This window comes from Pontibacter ummariensis, from assembly GCF_900188175.1.
In the GTDB taxonomy this organism is placed as follows: domain Bacteria; phylum Bacteroidota; class Bacteroidia; order Cytophagales; family Hymenobacteraceae; genus Pontibacter; species Pontibacter ummariensis.
The window spans coordinates 1-18,012 of record NZ_FZOQ01000037.1 but is presented as its reverse complement, the minus strand read 5'-3'; the positions used below and the strand labels follow the sequence as shown (position 1 = coordinate 18,012).

Below are 18,012 nucleotides of genomic sequence, written 5' to 3'. Positions count from 1 at the left end.
CCCGACGCCCTATGATCAAAGCCAACGACCCTTCGCTGCACTCCTGGATAGAGATCGATCCGGAGAGCGACTTTCCCATTCAAAACTTACCCTTCGGCGTTTTCCAGACGGCGGATAGAGACCCGCGTGTGGGAGTGGCCATTGGGGAGTATATCCTGGACCTGTGCGAACTGGGCAGCCGTGGCTTTTTTGAGCTCATCGACTTCGACCCCAACGTCTTCCATCGCCCTTCCCTCAATGACTTTTTAGCTTATGGCAAGCCTGTGTGGCGGGCCGTCCGAAATCGGGTCTCTGACTTACTACGGAACGACAACGACGAGATCTGCGGCGACAGCGACCTGATCCGCAAGTGCCTGGTCCTGCAGCAGGCGGCGCAGATGCTGTTGCCGGTAAAGGTGAGGAACTACACCGATTTTTACAGTAGCCTGGAACACGCCACCAATGTGGGCACCATGTTCCGGGACCCGAAGCAGGCCCTGCTCCCTAACTGGAAGCACCTTCCCGTGGGCTATCACGGTCGCGCTTCGTCCATCGTGGTATCGGGCACCCCTATCCATCGCCCCAAAGGGCAGATCAAAGCGCCTGATATGGATGTCCCTGTTTTCGGCCCTACCCGGCAGCTGGACTTCGAGCTGGAGGTAGCTTTTATCACAGGCAAGGAAACGCAGCTCGGGCAAAGCATCCCCCCCCACGAGGCAGAGGAATATATCTTTGGCCTGGTGCTGTTCAACGACTGGTCGGCCCGCGACATCCAGAGCTGGGAGTATGTGCCGCTGGGCCCTTTTTTAGGGAAGAGCTTTGCCTCGTCCATCTCCCCTTGGGTCGTTACGCTCGATGCCTTGGCTCCCTTAAAGGTAAAAGGCCCGGTGCAAGACCCAAAGCCCCTGCCCTACCTGCAGTTCCTGGGGCATCATAACTACGACATTCAGTTAGAAGTACTCCTGCAGCCGGAGAACAGACCTGCTACAAGCGTGTGCCGCTCTAACTATAAGTACCTCTACTGGAACATGCACCAGCAGCTGGCGCACCAGAGTAGCAATGGCTGTAACATCCAGGTAGGCGATTTGTACGCCTCCGGCACCATCAGCGGCGCTGACAAAGGCTCCTATGGTTCCATGCTGGAGCTCACCTGGCGGGGCACACAACCGCTTCAATTAGCAGATGGCTCGGAACGGAGCTTTGTGGAAGACTTCGACACCGTAATCATGCGCGGCTATGGGCAGCACCATGGTATCCGGATCGGATTTGGGGAAGTGAGGTCGAGAGTGTTGCCGGCCGTATAGCCTGTTGCCCTTCGGTATTTGTAAAAGGATAACGTGCCGTCGCACCACATCACAAAGCAGAACAACAGGATAAGCGGGACTTTCACTTTCTTTTTTTCGAATGAAACGGTCCTACCCGAAGGCGGGGAGTAGGTTGCTAGCACAAAGCCGTCTACCCTATACCCCTCCTGCAGCTTCCTTTGATTTCCAACTTTTCCCTTTAGTTAAAGGACGCCAAGGTAATAAACAATACACTCCCTTCTGCAATCAGAAAAGGTCGCATTTCCCTCACAGCAGCAAGGAGGCAAATTTCATCACTCAGCAAGCAACATTTCAAGCACCCCCACGTTAATTGCTATTACATTTAAATATAGTTATACTTGCCTCTTTTAACGTATACGTAACCATTTGCCCCAGACTTATCTTCATGAAGAGAACCCTTCTTACAGGCATGTTCGCCTCTATGCTCTTCTCCTGTTCTATACAGTATATAGGAACAGGCACAGGGGATGACAAGGGCTATGCTAAAGCAACGGTAGCTAGGGGTCAGCAGGAAACGACGTTATCAGAACTTGATGCTTTCCTGGAAACCTATTCACAGCAGTATGAAAACCTGTATACCCGGTTAGTGGAGGCACAAGCAGCCGCTCTGATGAACATGGAGGATGGTGACACCGCAAAGGTCTCAGCGAGCCTTCATGCCCAGGAAGCCTTTGCCGCTTTTACCGGGAACACAGAAAACATGGTAAAAGCGAGTACTTATCTCCAGTCTACCCTCCATAAAAGCCCTCTACAGGTAAAGCAGCTCAAAGCAATCCTATATGCAGGGGCTAACAATCCTCAGATCGTTTCAGGTGCTGTAAAAGCCCGAATAAAGGCAGAGCACGAACAAGCTGTAAAAGTAAACAGGCTATACCGCCTGCTAAACGCAGGCCAGCCAAGTAAAAAGGGCACAACTGATAATCTTGCCACAGAAACAGACCTGCAGAAACGGCTAACGGTTTGGCGCAACAGAAACTTAATTGCCCAAGATCTGCAGCATGACCTGCTGGGCCTGCGCGAGCTGCGTAATACAACCGTACAGGGGCTGGGCTTTGGCTATGAAGATTACTTCGACTACCAGGTAGCGGGGTACGGCATGAGCCAGGGAGACATGATGGACCTGATGAGGAGGATAAAGGAGGAGTTGCGTCCGCTGTACCGCGAGCTGCACACATACGTACGGTATACGTTGGCAAAAAAGTATGGTGTAGCCCAAGTGCCGGACTACCTGCCTGCCCACTGGCTCCCGGCCGGCTGGCCTTATGACTGGAGCGCCATGATACAGGTAAGCGCAGACCTGGATAGCGCCTTACAGGTTAGAGGACCCGCAGGATTAGACCAGGAAAAAAGTTTTTTTAGAAGTTTAGGCTTTCCAGAAATACAACAGAGCTCTTACGGTACCCCAGGTAGCGCTGACCCCCACTTCGCAGGCTCTCCGGTGTTCGCCCTGCCACAGCATGCCTCTCTTTTAACGTGGCAAAAGCCAAACCTCGCGTGGTATAAGCAGGCCTACCATAACGCGGGGCACCTTTACTATAGCATGGCCTATACCAGGCCCGATGTCCCGGTCCTACTGCGGCGTCCTGCCAACCCCGCCATGCAGGAAGCGATTGGAAATTTGCTGGAGTTCGCCCTTACACAACAGCCCTTCCTCGCGCAACAAGCCCTAATAGACAAGGACCTTGCGACAGACAGGATGCAACTTTTATTAAGAGAGGCGCTTTGCTACGTCCCGATGATTTCTCTCACAGCAGGGGTTATGAGCGAATGGGAGCAGGACTTCTATACCCAAGGCCTTCCTGATGAACAGTTAAGCCAACGCTGGTGGGAACTGGTAAAGGAACACCAGGGAATTGTACCGCCTGCCACAGAGGGAGCACAACCTGAGCTGGATGCGTTATTACAACTGGCTAGCGGAGCCGCCCCCTCTTATAGCCAGGCTTTGTCCTACCTTATGCTGTTTCAGCTACACGAGCACATTGCCAAGCACATACTCCAGCAGCCGCCCCAGGCAACGAACTATTATGGCAGCCAGGAAGCAGGCACTTTCCTATATGAGATCATGGCTGCCGGCGCTACGACCGACTGGAAAGAGATGCTGGAAGAAAAAACAGGTGAAGCCCCTAACCCCCGGGCCATGGCCGCGTACTTCCAGCCGCTCCTGGACTACCTGAGGGCGCAAAACAAAGGCAGGAAATATACTTTAGAAGCTGGCGTGCAGCAAACCAACAGTACACCGTATAAGCCATAGCTACGGCAGCTTCAGCAAAGCTTACTATAAAAAAAACAGGGTAACGGCACACCCTTATCAAAGCATGTTGTGTATTGCCAGCCTATAACCCACCCCTAGCCCCTCCTAGGAGGGGAACAGGCTTTTATCGGATGTGCGCAACAACAAGTATTGGATAAGTTGTTCCCATGCCGCTCCGGGGAGCTCGAAGATTCGGAAGGGTATCTGCAAACATGTCGCTCCGCTGGGGCTAAAAAGGCAGGACGAAATTCGCCACAAGATAAAACCATAGACGGGAATAGGCTTATACTGATGAATGCGCCATACTCAACAGATGGTGGTACAAAAACGCCTATAAACAAACCTGCTAAGACAAAAAGAGAAGCCGCTTTATCTGATTTGATAAAGCGGCTTCTCTACTTAAAACCGTGCTACATGCTACAGTTTACTACACTCCTCGATCAGGATGGCTCGGTTTTGATCTGGCACCACACTGCCTAAATTGTCATTCACGCCAACGGTAGTGCTCATATCGGTTTTATCGATCAAATGGTTTCCTATAAACTTCTTACGGTCACCATAAATTGCTTTAAAGTCGTAACGCTTGCCGACCTCCAGCAGTGTCGTGGATAGTTTACCTTGCTTCACGATGCCCAAGAGCTTGTATTCTGTATCAGGGGCACCGGCATTCTTATAGTACAGGTAGAAATCAGGCGGTATAACGGTGCCTTTATCAGGGCACTTTACAGTTAAACTCAGGGTAATGCCAACCAAAGGTACAGCAGGGGCTGGTAGGATAATGTTTACCTGGCCGCCACTGCACGGGTCCGCTATGCTGCCAGAGGCAATCTCCGCCCCTTGTGACAGTACTTTGTAGCGTACTGCAAAAGCAGGTAGGTCATTCAACACTACTTCCAGCCCATCGGATACAACAATCGTTTCAGAAGATAGCTTTTTGCTTAAATCCTCATTCCATATCTCTAAGGTCATCGGCTGTGTATCCTGCTTCAGCCAGCTGGCACTAAACACAGCCGTAGGGCTTGTACAGTCCGTTGTCTCTACGTACTCGGCAATGCTGTACACGGTCAGGTGGTCTGTTGTAAAAGGGACCAACAACTTCCCGTTCGCGGTAGATACGGTTCCCTCTTTCTCATACTGCCAGTCGCCGGTGTCTTCCGAATAGCTCCAGATCGCGATTTTGTCGCCCTCCTTGATGGTCGTATTAGAAGCAAGCAGTTTGTACTGCGGGTCAATCTCAATCGCCACGTTAATGGGCTGGCTAAACTTCTTTATAGCCGTGCCATTTACGTCAAAGTTTATGCTCGCAAAGCCTGCCGGCATAAAGAAAGCCGAAATATTCTTGTTTTCAGGCCCTTTCACGTTCGTCGCGTTTAGCTTCCCGCCCGGAAACAGGGTGGCTGTTTCTGAGGACTTGGTGTTATAGTTTACCACACTCATGCTAACGGAACTCCCCACAACAGGCGTACCTGCGGCATTCAGGAATTGTGTACTGGCAGGTACCGTTACCGAGGTAACCTCATTGGTTACAGCGTTTGTAGGGCTGCTGACAGTGATCGGTTCTGCCGGAGTGCCATCCGAAGCAAGGGCGGCCTCCTCTTTCGCCACCGCTACCGTAGGAGGAGGCGTGCTGGCGTTCACGATCTTCAGCTCTTTTATCTGGCTGAACTGATTCTTGTCGATCCGAACAGGCACGATCATACTCACATAGTCGGGGCCGCTGATCTTTACACTAAACCGAACAGGATCTCCTTCCACCGGCTCATGCTTTGGATGTACGCCCAGGGTAATAAGTCCCCCGCTGATGGCGAGTTCCTTGTTACCTGCGATGTCATATACATAGTCAGCGTCCTCCCCAACCACACTAATGCTCAGGTCCTCCGGGATCTCACCAGTAGCTTCGTTTACCTGTACCATTACAGAATAACGAATCAGATCATCGGCTTTGATAAGTATGTCCAGGTCCTCTTTTACCTTGTCACAGCTTAGCATGGACAAGCCTAGCAGGCAAGTCATGCCCCAAACAAAAAATCTATTTTTCATTTTTACGTAGGTTATAATTTAAACTAAACTGTAAGGCCGGCATCAAACGGAAATGGTCATCCAGGTTCTTTTTCAGTTGCGCCTCGTTCTGCGCGTTCTCTTCCAGCATTTTGGTGCCCGTAATGCTTACAGAGGGAGAGGGCATATAAAAGGCTCCCAAGCCAAGATCCAGACTCATGGCACCGCGCAGTCTAAGGCGGTTTAACCCTATCCCCGCATAGGGGGCAAAGCCTTTCCAATCAGACTTCACTAGCAGTTCACCAGCATCTTCGGGGCTAAACTCTATATCGCCGTAGTAGTAGGGGTCTCTCAGCCTTACCCTGGCCTTTGTTTTGGCGGTCAGGAAGTAGGCTAGTCCCCCGCTTACAGCAAACTTTTCTAAAAAGGTCCCTTTTTCAGCAAAAGGCTCCCAGTCGACAAAAAAGTGTGCTTTTGCAAAGTTAGCGTCCATGTCCACCACCGTGGCTCTGGAAGGGAAGGCATAGTAATCTTTAGAAACGGAAAAAGGTAAAACCGTAGCCCCCAGCCTAAACTGCCATTGCCGCATAAGCGGAATTTGCCCTTCTAAGCCAGCCCCCTGCGTCCCTATTGAAAGACCAACCGCCATGGGCCGCTCGCTTTGCACCACAGGTATTTTGATGAGAATGGTATCCCCAGGACTAGCCGTTACCGGGGGAACAAGGAAACCTGCTCTTGCCTGCCAGAGCACCAAAAAGCAGAAACTAAACAGTAAAAGTTTTTTCATGTAAGAAAGGAGAAAAGGGTAAAAACATTATTTCCGTATAATAAAAACCTTCTATCAGACGTAAAGCTCCGGCAAATACAAGCCCTGCATCATCGATAGCCCGTGTTCCCCCTTTTTCAAAAGAGACCAAATAGAAAACACAGGAATGCTTTCCCGACGACGCACTTGTAATGGTATTAACTTGCCCGGGTAATCTATAAAGGTGCCCTGTCGACCTGTAGGAGACGCCCTAAGCCGCAAAGGCATAAGCACTTTCCCGTTAGCACAACGTTTCCTATTAGAACCCTATTAAAATCTAAAAGATAAGTCCTGCTTTTGCCGCCCCCTCGCGCTCCTCCGCTTAGCGAGAAAGGACAAGGCCTTCTGCACAACGGCTTTCACAGGAAGACAAATAATTTCTCGTATAAGTCTATTACGAACATTCAAATATAGGTATCTAATTATATAAAATAAACATCGTCGCGATATTTTAATCATTCGCACAAAAATCATCCTACACATGAATAATACTTCATATTTAGAGCCGCCCTTCAGTTTTTGAACTATTTATATAATATAATTCCTTCCTGTGGTAAATCACGCCGCTGTTATGGGTTTAGCTTTAGCACCTACCGGCATGCGCAAGGGAGACTGGAATGCATCCTGCTTTTTAGCTCAAAAGTGCTAACAGGAAAGAAGAAAACAGGGAAAAGAACATCAGCCATGCTCTTAACAAAACAGCTGAATAATGCGCGCTCACCAAAGCGGCTAAGTAGCCCAACAGATGCCCAATAATTCACTATAATAGCACAATAACAAGACTGTAATTTAACAGCTTTGGAGGATCCTACGCCTGGTTTGACAACTTGCACTAGGTAGCGTACCGTAAAAAGCCTTACCCCTGTTTGGAGGCTTAGGCTCTCTGGGAGCCACCCGGTATCAGAAGTTCTCTTCTCAGAAGATGGCATCAGCAAGACCTATCTTCTTCGTATGGCTTCTCCGGAATGCGGTACGGGTAAAATAAATTTGGCACATAGCTTCACGGGTCAACATTTCGGGTAGCGCAAAGTATTAGCAACAATATTTTGTTAATTTACGCATGAGGCTTAGCCCACTAGCACAAGTTTATAGAAATGTCGATAAGAACCATAGATCCACGAGCAGTACAGGCAAGCGAACTTTACGGGCTGATGTCCGGGGCCGTGGTACCGCGCCCCATTGCCTTTGCCAGCACTGCAGATGCCGCTGGCAGGGTAAACCTGAGCCCCTTCAGCTTCTTCAATCTTTTCAGTGCCAAGCCTCCCATCCTGGTCTTCTCCCCGCTCAGCCGCATGCGCGACAACACAAGCAAGCATACGCTTGACAACATACTGGCCACAAGGGAGGTCGTGATCAACATTCCTACCTATGCGATAGTAGAACAGATGTCCCTGGCCAGCACGGAATATGCGCAGGGGGTGGACGAGTTTGTAAAATCCGGCCTGACGCCTGTCCCCTCAGAACTGGTAAGCCCTCCACGCGTGCAGGAAGCGCCAGTAGCCTTTGAGTGCAGGGTGCAGGACGTGGTTAGACTAGGAGAAGAAGGCGGCGCTGGCAACTTAGTGCTCTGCGAGGTGGTGCTCATGCATGTAAAGGAAACAGTGCTGGACGAGCAAGGGAAAATAGACCCGCAGCAATTAGATGCTGTAGCCCGCCTGGGAGGCGACTACTATTTGAGGGCCAGTGGCGACTCCATTTTCCAGCTTCCCAAACCCACCCGTACCAAAGGCATGGGTGTGGATCAGCTGCCGGATTTCATCCGGAACAGCGAGGTGCTGACAGGAAACAACCTTGCCCGTTTAGGAAACACGCCTGCCTTTCCCATGGCAGAAGAAGTAGCGGCTTTTAAGTACGATCCGCTGGTAAGCTACACACTGAACAAGTACAAGTCGGAGCCGGACAGGCTGCGCAAGGAACTGGAGCTACTGGGTAAAAAGCTGCTGGAAGATAACCGGGTGGAGGAGGCATGGAAGGTTTTGTTACTAAACGCTCCATCTTAGGCTTATGCTTTTCCTGAAACGGAGTTTTAAAGAAAAGCCCACCATGTTCTTTGTAGTCCTAGCGGGACGACCTGTTTATAGTTTAAAAGTTAAGCGTACATGTCGCTCCGCTGGAGTTTTGATGAGAAGAAATGTTTCGTTTCTATAAGCATGTCGTCCCGCTGGGACTTTTACCTCAACAGTAAACCTGCTACAACCTCAAATCTCCAGATAGACATGCGGCCCCTTTTACCTGATCTTGTCACTGGTATAGCTTTGCCGCTGTGACTGCACAGCATGGCTTGGGAAGAACAATTTACCTGCAAAGAATCTACCTATCGGAACAACACCCGCTAGTGCGTGCTTACATGTCATACACCCACATCTGTGAATTACAGGAGGAGTGTGAGTTTACATCCTTAGCTTGTCCCATAAGTTCTTTGAATGAAAGAGCCAACGACATAGGAAAGAACGTACCAGGGAAAGAGGCCTATCGAAGGGAAGGAGAGACACGAGTTAGGGCTTGCGTCAACGGCCCCTTAAAGGCATGGCTAGTACCTTCCTAAGACTCCTGCTTCCTGTGCTTTCTCTGAACGATATAAGAGGCGAGGGTGAGGCCGATCAGGAAAGCGGATATGGAGGTAAACAATAATTCCCAGCTCTGCTCCAGCTCCAGGCCAGTTATGAATACTTTGATTATTATGACCATCAAAGACAACAGCACCACCAGGAACCAGTACCAGCCTATTCTCCTACTTTCCTGTGCCTTGGTTTCCCTTGCCGGCAGTTGTAGGATAGCATAAAACACCACCAAGGCTCCCAGCACCGTGCTCAGGTTGTCTACGAGCCAGAACATGGGAGGGCCATTCCATTCGAGCGAAGCCTGCTCCATGAAAAACCTCATCAGCCGGTCCCCTTGCTTCCCCTTGTGGGTAAAGCTATCCCAAACCAGGTGCGAGAAGGCTCCGATCAGTACCGATAGCATAACAATTCCATAATGCTTTCGAAAGTATAGCGGCCAGTTAAAACTCTTAAACCGAACCAAGCGCTTCTTTAAGAACAGGGGGAGATGATCCACCAACGGGTTCCGGACAATGACATGGAAAACAAAGGCCAGGAGTATACCCAAGGGTAGGTTGAACCAGAAAAGGCCATGCCAGGTATGGCTAAAGGTATTGCCCGGTTCCATCTTGATAAATTTCTCAAAATCCGGCACCACGCTCCCCACCACCAGGCCGGTCAAAGACACCCAACCTTTGGGGAGGTACTTCAGGGGTAAAACCACCGCCGGGTGTGAAAAAGTAAAAGGCATGTGATCTGGTGCTTACGTGGTGCTTCGTGCTCCCACTACTGAATAAAAGAATTGCCGGTAAGAGGCAAGGCTACAAACAAAGGCGAAGGTAGTTTAAATTTGTATAAAGCATCCAACAAGACCTATTCGTATTAGATCAATATACCTGCCCCATACCGTGACTTTGCACCGTTTTTTTGTCCAATCCAAAGTTGCCAGTCTTGCGGCCTGCCCTTGTCTTCACATCGAAGCAGGTTCATAACTTATTTTGTAAAATTAAAAATAGACCATTTGCTATGTTAAGAACAGTCGCTTACATTTGTTAGCTAACTAAGGTTTAAATATTAAAAGAGTACTATACTTAATCAGATGCGTTATCACTGTTCCGAACCAAGCACCTTGCGGCCTTATAAAAAGCGAAGAAACCTTGTAGACAGGAAGCGGTAAGCGCACTTATTTATGCATCACACCTTATTCGCATCTCCAACACGCTTCAAAGCCCTTATTAAACACCCTTTACCATGAAACACAAGTACCTTTTTATTTTATGCAGCACCGTCCTTTCCTTGGTGCTGTACAACTGCTCCGACAAAGACGCTGTACCGCCAGAGGTGGATTACGACGAGTTGTTCGAGTCTGTTACGCTGCCAACAGTCGTGCCGGGTTTACCAACTCCGGTACAAGCCACGCCCGGAGAACTGAGAACCTCTGCCAAGGCAAAAGACCTCTTTGCCGCCTTAGGCAACTCTTCCGGCAGGTATCAGAAATCTGCTGCTATTGCCCCTGAGGTAGAAGAGGCTGCTACAGCCGTATTAGCGACTTTATCGGCAGAAGAAATCGAAACACTGCAGGCCATGACCAGTGCAGAAGCAGAGGCGATGGCAACGGCAGAGGCCCTACCAGCGCCCTACAAGGCGATCCTGGATAAAATGCGAGCCGATGCCACCCTGGCGGAGTACTTCACCACGTATACACTCCCTACCGTTGGCGCCCCGGAAACTTATACGCCTGCTAATACAACACCTGTAGACCGGACACTGGGTTTCGAGGGAGAGAACAGTGCCTGTATGCAGCAGGCGCAAACGAGCCTGGACGAAGGCTTGAAGCGCGTAGACGCGAAAAAAGAGGAAAACACCGTGCTCGTAGAGGAAGCCTATGCAACGGCCATCGCCGCTGTTGCCACAGAAGAGCAGGCCTGCCAGACAAGCGCCTCTACTGCGTTTGATGCCGACAAAGCCGACTACCAGGCACAGTACAACGAGAACTTGCAGACAGTAAACGGACAACAAGAGGAGTTAGGAGCTAACTATGCGCCCATTAAAGCCCTTTTGAATGCCCTCCTGCTCGACTACCTGAGAACCGTGCACATCCTGAAAACCGCAGAACAGGAAGCCTGCGCGAAAAAAGCGGAGGTAGCAGAAGCCAATGCAGAAGTAGCCAAAAGCAAGAACCTGGACCAGGTAGAGGCCACTTACCAGACTGGCGTGCTGGATGTCAAAAAAGTAGTGCGGGAACAGTATAACACCTGCCATAACCAGGGCGGCGGACAGTAAAAGATACCGGAGAGGCATAAAACAACAATTTGTTCCTTTCCTCTTTATAGTACAGGTTCAGAAAATTCATTTTATTTGCTGAACTTAGAGCCTTACAGTAGCCTGGCCCCTAGGGGTACCTTGCCTCCTGTAAGGCTTTTTTTATACGACCTATTTTCTTTTTCTTGTTACCATTTTCCAGGCTCAGGACTACGTGTCTCGCCTTGCTGCTTTTTCTGCTGCTCCCTGGGGCGATTAGCACCTACGCCCAGCAAAACCTATCGGGTAAACCCGGGCTTATTTATACCCCCACTGCCCGGGAAACACCGGACGGTTCCTTTACCCTGGGCTATACCTATAATCCGGTTCGCTACGGACTACGAAGAAACGGGAAGAACCCGGAGCAAATCCTGTACGCTAACCTGACCCTGATCCCCCGCCTGTCGTTGGGCGTAGAATTACTGCAACTCCTAAGTACTGAAGAGTACCCCGTGAAGGAAGCTTTGGGCGATCGGCAACTGGACCTGTCTTACCTGGTGCTGAAGGAAAAGGCCAAACGGCCATCCCTCGCCCTGATCTTGTCCTCTCCCTTTACCGTAGATGCCGCGATGGTAACCTATGCGCTGGTAGCCAGCAAGAACGTTAGCCTAAGCGAAAAGATACAGGCAGAGCTATCCGCCGGAATGGGCAGCCCTTACTATGTCTTTCGGGACGAAAGCGTCAACAAGCGGTTAAACTTTTTAGCCAACTATAAGCTACAGAAGAAGAGCGAAGACCGCTACCAAAACAATTACCTCGCCGGTCCTTTTGGTGGGGTCCGTGTGTCTTATCAACACAAAGGAGGCCTACTGGCTGAGTGGGATTCACAAAAAATAAACATGGGAGGCTATGTAACACTTTTCAGGAAGTGGACGATACAAGCGGCCGTCCTTAATTTCGACCAGCTAAGCTTCGGCTCCTCTTATACCCTGTCGCTTCAAGCGCTCCCCAAACAACTCCGGAAACAAAATGCAGCAGAATAAATTTCTTTTCCTTTTTCTTTGCTGCCTGCAGGTTGTTAGTGTCGCTGTGGCACAGGATACGTCAGCCCCTGCAGCAAGGGAGCGCCTGCACCAGAACTTTGACCGCATCAGCCCTGCTCCTGATGCGAAACGGGTGTACTACGAGCAAAGGCTCTACCGGAACCCTTTGGTTGGGCTCATCCAGGCTCAAGAGGTAATGGCTGATCCTGCCGTGGCCGAATTTGTGCCACTCTTTCAGGGCATCCCCTTAGGTAACTACCGTTTAGGAGACACTCTCAGCTACACTCCTCTGGGTCGGGCCGATCGGCAGGCTTATAAGCGGACGGTCCCTTTCCGCCCCTGGCATTATAAGCTCGACTTCTGGTTACAGCCCCAGTTTGTAGCCAGCTTCGGGAATTTTGAGAAGCCGGTGCAAAGTAATACTTCCCTGCTGCTCTTAAGCCAGCTTTACCTTTACAGGGGGCTGGTACTAAATGGGGGCGTGCTTTTTCCTCTCGTGCACGAACTGGACAACCGCCCTAAGATCATTCGCCCGGCTCCGCTGTTTTTAAACCAGTTCCTCGCCCTGCAAAATCATCATTTTGTCAGTGCCTCTGCCGGCTTCTTTTATAACGACCAGTACGGCCTGAACATCCAGTACCGCCACATGCCTTTAGATCGTCCTTTCTCCTTCGGGGCGGAGGCTGGGCTCACAGGCATGTACTATTATACAGGAAAGGGAGTGTATTACGGGCAGGTGAACAAGCTGCTTCTCCTGGCAGACGTAGCTTATCGTCTTTCTCACCCCGACCTGACCCTGAAACTGTCAGGCGGGCAATACCTGCAACAGGACAAGGGACTCAGGCTAGACATTATCCGGCAATTCTCCAACGTAGAAGTGGGGCTCTACGCGATCAACACACAGAATGGCGCCACCCTCGGCTTCAACTTCGCCCTCAGTTTGCCTCCAGGCAAGATCCTGCAAGGCAAACATGCCCGTCTGCGTACCGACGATGAGTTTGTGTGGGAGTACTCTTACTCAGGCGGCTATAACATTGGTCAACGCTACCGCACAGGTTATCAGCTCGACCGGAAACTACGCCAGTACCATGAGCAGTACCTGCAGCGCCAGTACCAACAGTACCAGGAGTTATCTAAAGATTAGAGAAAATACCTCTTGCATTAACCACAGGAAGGGCTTAACTAAAAAGTTAAGCTGATACCGATCATGTCCTGTTCTTGCAGACTTTCTGTTGCTTAAAAAGCCGAAAGATAGAAGCAGCCTCTATCCGGTTAATTTATTAAGCCATAGTCCCAGCGGGACGACCTGCATATAGTTTGTTTGAGGTCCTAAAAGACTAAGCTCCATCGGAGCGGCATGTTAACTTCCCTAACATGTCGCTCCGATGGAGCTTAAAAAATTAACTCATTTAATTCTACAAACATGTCGTCCCGCTGGGACTTTTAACTGCTAAAACAACTCCGCCATTCTTATGGTGTTTCTGAATCTCTGTATCCTCCTAACAGTACAGGCAGGTAGATCCTAAGGGTAACCGAAGCCACTTTCAAAAGCTACAACAAAGGAAGCGTAGCTATAAAAACCCATAAGGGATAGCGATAGAAAAGAGGCTTGTTGGAGTTACTGCCTGCATTCTCTTTTAAAGCGTTTTCGCTTGTAAGAAAAGCCTACAGACACAAGCTTACATAAACCGTCCTTCAAACGTTAGGTTTACGTCCTGCGATACCTTTTTGATCTCCTGCTCCTTCTCTTTAGGGTAGATCAGCAGCACACTTCCGTCATCCACCACAATAAAATTCTGAAGGCCTCTGATCACCGCCAGCTTATTTTCCGGCACATGAATGATGCAGTCCTGTGTCTCCTGCAGATTCACTTGCTTGCCTGCCAATACATTGTTATCCGCATTCTTTTCTGCTACCTCGTACAAGGAAGCCCAGGTTCCGAGGTCCGACCAACCGATCTCCGCGGGAAGGGTGTAAATATTATCCGCTTTCTCCATGATGGCATAATCGATGGAGACGTTGGGCGACTGTGGGTAAAAGATTTGTATGAAGGCTTCCTCCTCAGGTGTGTTGTAAACCCCTACTCCTTTTTCGAACAAGGCATAGACCTCCGGGCAGTTTATCTGCAAGGCATTCAGCACCGTGCTGGCTTTCCAGATAAAAATACCCGCATTCCAGAGGTAGTCGCCACTGGCTAAAAAGCGTAGCGCGTTTTCCTTATCCGGCTTTTCTGTAAACCGGATCACCTTGTGCACCCCCTCCAAGCCGTCTTTGCTGTAGTTGATATAGCCATAGCCCGTGTCGGGTCTGGTAGGGCTAATGCCCAGGGTCAGTAGGGCTTCGTGCGTTTGGCTAAACCGGAGTGCCTCTTGCAGCTTCTGGATGAACACGTCCTCATAGAGAATAAAATGATCCGAGGGCGCCACCACCACATTGGCATCGGGGTCCAACTGCGCCAGTTTAAAAGAGGCGTAGGCAATGCAGGGAGCCGTATTATTACGGGAGGGTTCACAAATGATATTTCCCTCTCCCAGCTCCGGCAACTGCTCCGCTATGATCTCCTTGTACTGGCTGTTCGTGACAACATAGATCTGCTCCGCCGGGCAAAGCTTTAGGAAGCGTTCATAGGTAAGCTGCAGCAGAGACTTTCCGATCCCCAGGATATCAATAAACTGCTTCGGAAAGCTGTTCCGGCTTTTGGGCCAGAAGCGGCTGCCGACGCCTCCCGCCATGATCAAAACATAGGTGTTGCTATTCATCGCTAATTCCAGTTCAAGTCCTTTATTTCTTCGTACACCCTTTTCACCCCCTCTTCTAAAGATGTCTTTGCTTCCCAGCCAAAAGCATTCAGTTTCGAAACATCCATCAGCTTACGCGGCGTACCATCCGGTTTCGTAGTATCCAGTTCAATCTCCCCTTCGTAGCCCACCGTTCTTTTTACCAGCTGCGCCAACTCCAGGATAGAGATGTCCTGGCCCACCCCAATGTTCACGAGACCAGGCTCATTATAACACTGCATTAAATAATAGCAAGCGTCAGCCAGGTCATCGGCATGCAAAAACTCCCGCTTCGGAGTGCCGGTCCCCCACAGTTGTACGGATGCTTGCTTATTGTTTTTGGCAGAGATAAACTTCCGGAGCAGGGCTGGCAACACGTGCGAGTTCTGCAGGTCGTAATTGTCGTTCGGCCCGTACAGGTTGGTAGGCATCACCGATATAAAATTACAGCCGTACTGGTCCCGGTAGGCATCGCACATTTTTATACCCGCAATCTTGGCAATGGCATAAGGCTCGTTCGTCTGCTCCAACTCACCGGTCAGGAGGTAGTCCTCTTTTAAAGGTTGTGGCGCTAACTTGGGATAAATACAGGAGGAGCCCAGGAACATGAGCTTTTGCACCTTGTGCAGGTAAGCGGCGTGGATCACATTGCTCTGGATCATCAGGTTATCGTAGAGGAAATCGGCGCGATAGGTGTTGTTGGCCACAATGCCCCCTACTTTGGCAGCGGCCAGAAACACATAGGCAGGCTTCTCTATCTCGAAAAATTGATTTACATCCTGCTGGTTACGCAGGTCCAACTCTTTAGAAGTGCGCACCACTAAATTAGTGTACCCTTCTTTCTCCAGGCGCCTGACAATGGCAGAGCCCACCATGCCGCGGTGGCCGGCTACGTATATTTTATCGTTTTTTTGCATTTGTTTATGTCTTGTTACGGCTTGAGCCTGTTTTTTTAAAAGCTTAGCATTGTGGCTGTATCTGGTTATAGTCTAAGCCTATGATTGGGAATCCTTATTTTTGTCTAAGCTGTCGTAGTGTCTGTTGATCCTGTAGAATCACAGAGGTCCATTTTCATTGCTCGCTGTGCGCGCTCCACGTCCGCGAGGGCGCGTTTTCCCGCTCAACGCTGTGTAAATGAAGCTGCCATCGCTCCGCTGCAGGCTGCCTCACTGCGTTCGGCACCGCAACATTTACAAACAGAGGGCCCCTACCCCCGGCACCTCCCAGAAAAACTGGGTAAGTTTTTTCTTTAATTAGATAAGGGGATTGGCTATCGCATTTTTTTGCCGGATAACACCAACAGCGGCGGTAAAGAACTTTATGCTTTAGCTGTCCTTACTTCTGCTACAGAGTAAATAGTGTAGCCAAGTGCACTTTGTGACACTCCACTGTCCGAGCGTTCAGCGAGTTTGGAGGGTCTTGATTCTTTTGCTTACTTTTCTCTAAGAGGGCCCCTACCCCCATCAAGGAGAAAAGTAAGGCCCAGCCGGCGAGGCGAAAATTAGCAGAGAGCACTATCGGTTAGTTCTGCTATGAACTTTAATTAATGTGGAGCGGCCTGTCAAGTTAAAGCATGACAGGCCGTACCCCACCTCTTTTACTCGTACTGATTCTTGATCGGGTAGCCTTTTTCCTGCAGCATTTTCTCCCGGTGGAAGTTTTCCAGGTCTGCTCCCATCATGTCTTTTACCAAAGCCGGCAGGTCATACTTCGGCTCCCAGCCCAGTTTTGTCTTTGACTTGGTAGGGTCTCCGATCAACAATTCCACTTCTGTAGGACGGAAATAACGGGGGTCTACCGCTACCACTTCCTGGCCAATCTCTAACTGGTAGTCGGGGTGCGCGCAGTACTTCACAATGCCTTTTTCGTTCACGCCTTCTCCGGTAAACTCCAGCTCAATGCCCGCTTCTGCAAAGGCCATGCGTACGAAGTCTCTAACGGTCGTCGTGATACCCGTGGCAATGACGAAGTCTTCCGGGGTGTCCTGCTGCAGGATCAGCCACATGGCTTCCACGTAATCCTTCGCATGGCCCCAATCGCGCTGCGCGTCCAGGTTACCCAGGTACAGTTTGTCCTGCAGCTGTAAAGCAATTTTCGCAGCGCCACGCGTAATCTTACGTGTCACGAAGGTCTCGCCTCGGAGCGGGCTTTCGTGATTGAACAGAATGCCGTTGCAAGCATACATGTTATAGGCCTCCCGGTAGTTAACCGTGATCCAGTAGCCGTACAGCTTTGCCACCGCATAAGGCGAACGCGGGTAAAAAGGCGTGGTTTCAGACTGTGGTACGGCTTGTACCAAGCCATAGAGTTCGGAAGTAGAGGCCTGGTAAATTCTTGTTTTTTCAGTTAAGCCCAGGATGCGGACTGCTTCGAGGATACGCAGCGTGCCAATGCCATCGGCATTCGCAGTGTACTCGGGCGTATCGAAGCTTACCTTTACATGGCTCATGGCCCCCAGGTTATAGATCTCATCTGGTTGTACCTGCTGGATGATGCGAATGATGTTCGTAGAGTCACTCAGGTCGCCGTAGTGTAAATGGAAGCGTACATCTTCCTCGTGCGGATCCTGGTACAAATGGTCAATACGGTCGGTATTGAACAAAGAGCTGCGGCGCTTCAGTCCGTGTACCTCATACCCTTTTTCCAACAACATTTCCGCCAGGTAGGCACCATCCTGCCCGGTGATTCCTGTAATAAGAGCCTTCTTCACTATTCAATAAATTAATAATTTTACAATGACTAATATTTCAATCCTAAAAGTACTAATATTTCCCTAAGAAAATACTTATAACTAGCTTTTGTCAGCTATACTTTGTTGTGCAGACAGAGCAAAAGCAACGATACTTACTATCAATACTTGTATATACTGCAGCTCCCTTTTAGCGCAAAAAAGGACTAATTCTATAGGAAAGGCTTTAAACTTTTCAAAAGAAGAGGCTTTCATGGTGAAAGCCTCTTCTTTTCTTATCCTTACGCTTCCTGCCTGTCAGGAACCTGCACCTTATCTCTGAAGTACTCCAGGGTCCTTTTCAGGCCCTCGGCCCGGTCCACCC

General features: G+C 49.9%; 12 protein-coding genes. 6 read left to right on the top strand and 6 right to left on the bottom strand.

Annotated features, from left to right (window positions below):
* The first annotated feature begins 11 nt into the window (after nt 1–11).
* Nucleotides 12–1,283, top strand: a complete 1,272-nt coding sequence (gene fahA, locus CHB92_RS23665) for a fumarylacetoacetase (protein ID WP_179223147.1) — start codon at nt 12–14, stop codon at nt 1,281–1,283.
* A gap of 406 nt (nt 1,284–1,689) precedes the next feature.
* Nucleotides 1,690–3,555, top strand: coding sequence for a M2 family metallopeptidase (locus CHB92_RS23660; protein WP_089321716.1), 1,866 nt, complete (start codon nt 1,690–1,692; stop codon nt 3,553–3,555).
* Between the two features lie 417 nt (nt 3,556–3,972).
* On the opposite strand, the gene CHB92_RS23655 is transcribed toward CHB92_RS23660, so the two are convergent.
* On the bottom strand, nt 3,973–5,595 hold the full coding sequence (locus CHB92_RS23655) for a hypothetical protein (RefSeq protein WP_089321715.1): 1,623 nt from the start codon (nt 5,593–5,595) through the stop codon (nt 3,973–3,975).
* Nucleotides 5,585–6,340, bottom strand: a complete 756-nt coding sequence (locus tag CHB92_RS23650; RefSeq protein WP_106219227.1) for a hypothetical protein — start codon at nt 6,338–6,340, stop codon at nt 5,585–5,587. Before CHB92_RS23650 ends, CHB92_RS23655 begins: the two co-directional genes overlap by 11 nt.
* 1,112 nt (nt 6,341–7,452) lie before the next feature.
* On the opposite strand from CHB92_RS23650, the gene CHB92_RS23645 reads away from it, so the two are divergent.
* Nucleotides 7,453–8,358 carry a flavin reductase family protein gene (locus CHB92_RS23645; RefSeq protein WP_179223146.1) on the top strand — a complete coding sequence of 302 codons (906 nt, stop codon included), beginning with the start codon at nt 7,453–7,455 and terminating at the stop codon, nt 8,356–8,358.
* A gap of 541 nt (nt 8,359–8,899) precedes the next feature.
* Here CHB92_RS23645 and CHB92_RS23640 read toward each other — a convergent pair.
* Nucleotides 8,900–9,649, bottom strand: coding sequence for a DUF4184 family protein (locus CHB92_RS23640; RefSeq protein ID WP_089321713.1), 750 nt, complete (start codon nt 9,647–9,649; stop codon nt 8,900–8,902).
* Between the two features lie 500 nt (nt 9,650–10,149).
* Between CHB92_RS23640 and CHB92_RS23635 the strand changes: the two genes are divergently transcribed.
* From CHB92_RS23635 to CHB92_RS23625, 3 genes are all read left to right on the top strand, one after another.
* The gene (locus CHB92_RS23635; protein ID WP_089321712.1) at nt 10,150–11,181 is read left to right on the top strand and encodes a hypothetical protein; all 1,032 of its coding nucleotides are present in this window, start codon (nt 10,150–10,152) and stop codon (nt 11,179–11,181) included.
* A 203-nt stretch (nt 11,182–11,384) separates the two neighbouring features.
* Entirely contained in the window at nt 11,385–12,182 is a 798-nt protein-coding gene (locus CHB92_RS23630; RefSeq protein WP_089321711.1) for a YjbH domain-containing protein, read from the top strand.
* Nucleotides 12,169–13,326, top strand: a complete 1,158-nt coding sequence (locus CHB92_RS23625) for a YjbH domain-containing protein (protein ID WP_089321710.1) — start codon at nt 12,169–12,171, stop codon at nt 13,324–13,326. Before CHB92_RS23630 ends, CHB92_RS23625 begins: the two co-directional genes overlap by 14 nt.
* Nucleotides 13,327–13,861: 535 nt before the next feature.
* Here CHB92_RS23625 and CHB92_RS23620 read toward each other — a convergent pair.
* The 3 genes from CHB92_RS23620 to gmd all read right to left on the bottom strand — a co-directional run bounded on the left by CHB92_RS23620 (nt 13,862) and on the right by gmd (nt 17,669).
* Complete coding sequence (locus CHB92_RS23620; RefSeq protein WP_089321709.1) at nt 13,862–14,941, bottom strand: mannose-1-phosphate guanylyltransferase; 1,080 nt, start codon at nt 14,939–14,941, stop codon at nt 13,862–13,864.
* A gap of 2 nt (nt 14,942–14,943) precedes the next feature.
* A complete protein-coding gene (gene fcl, locus CHB92_RS23615; protein ID WP_089321708.1) occupies nt 14,944–15,876 on the bottom strand; it encodes a GDP-L-fucose synthase in 933 nt (310 codons plus the stop codon).
* 680 nt (nt 15,877–16,556) lie between these two features.
* On the bottom strand, nt 16,557–17,669 hold the full coding sequence (gene gmd / locus CHB92_RS23610) for a GDP-mannose 4,6-dehydratase (RefSeq protein WP_089321707.1): 1,113 nt from the start codon (nt 17,667–17,669) through the stop codon (nt 16,557–16,559).
* Between the last annotated feature and the right edge of the window lie 343 nt (nt 17,670–18,012).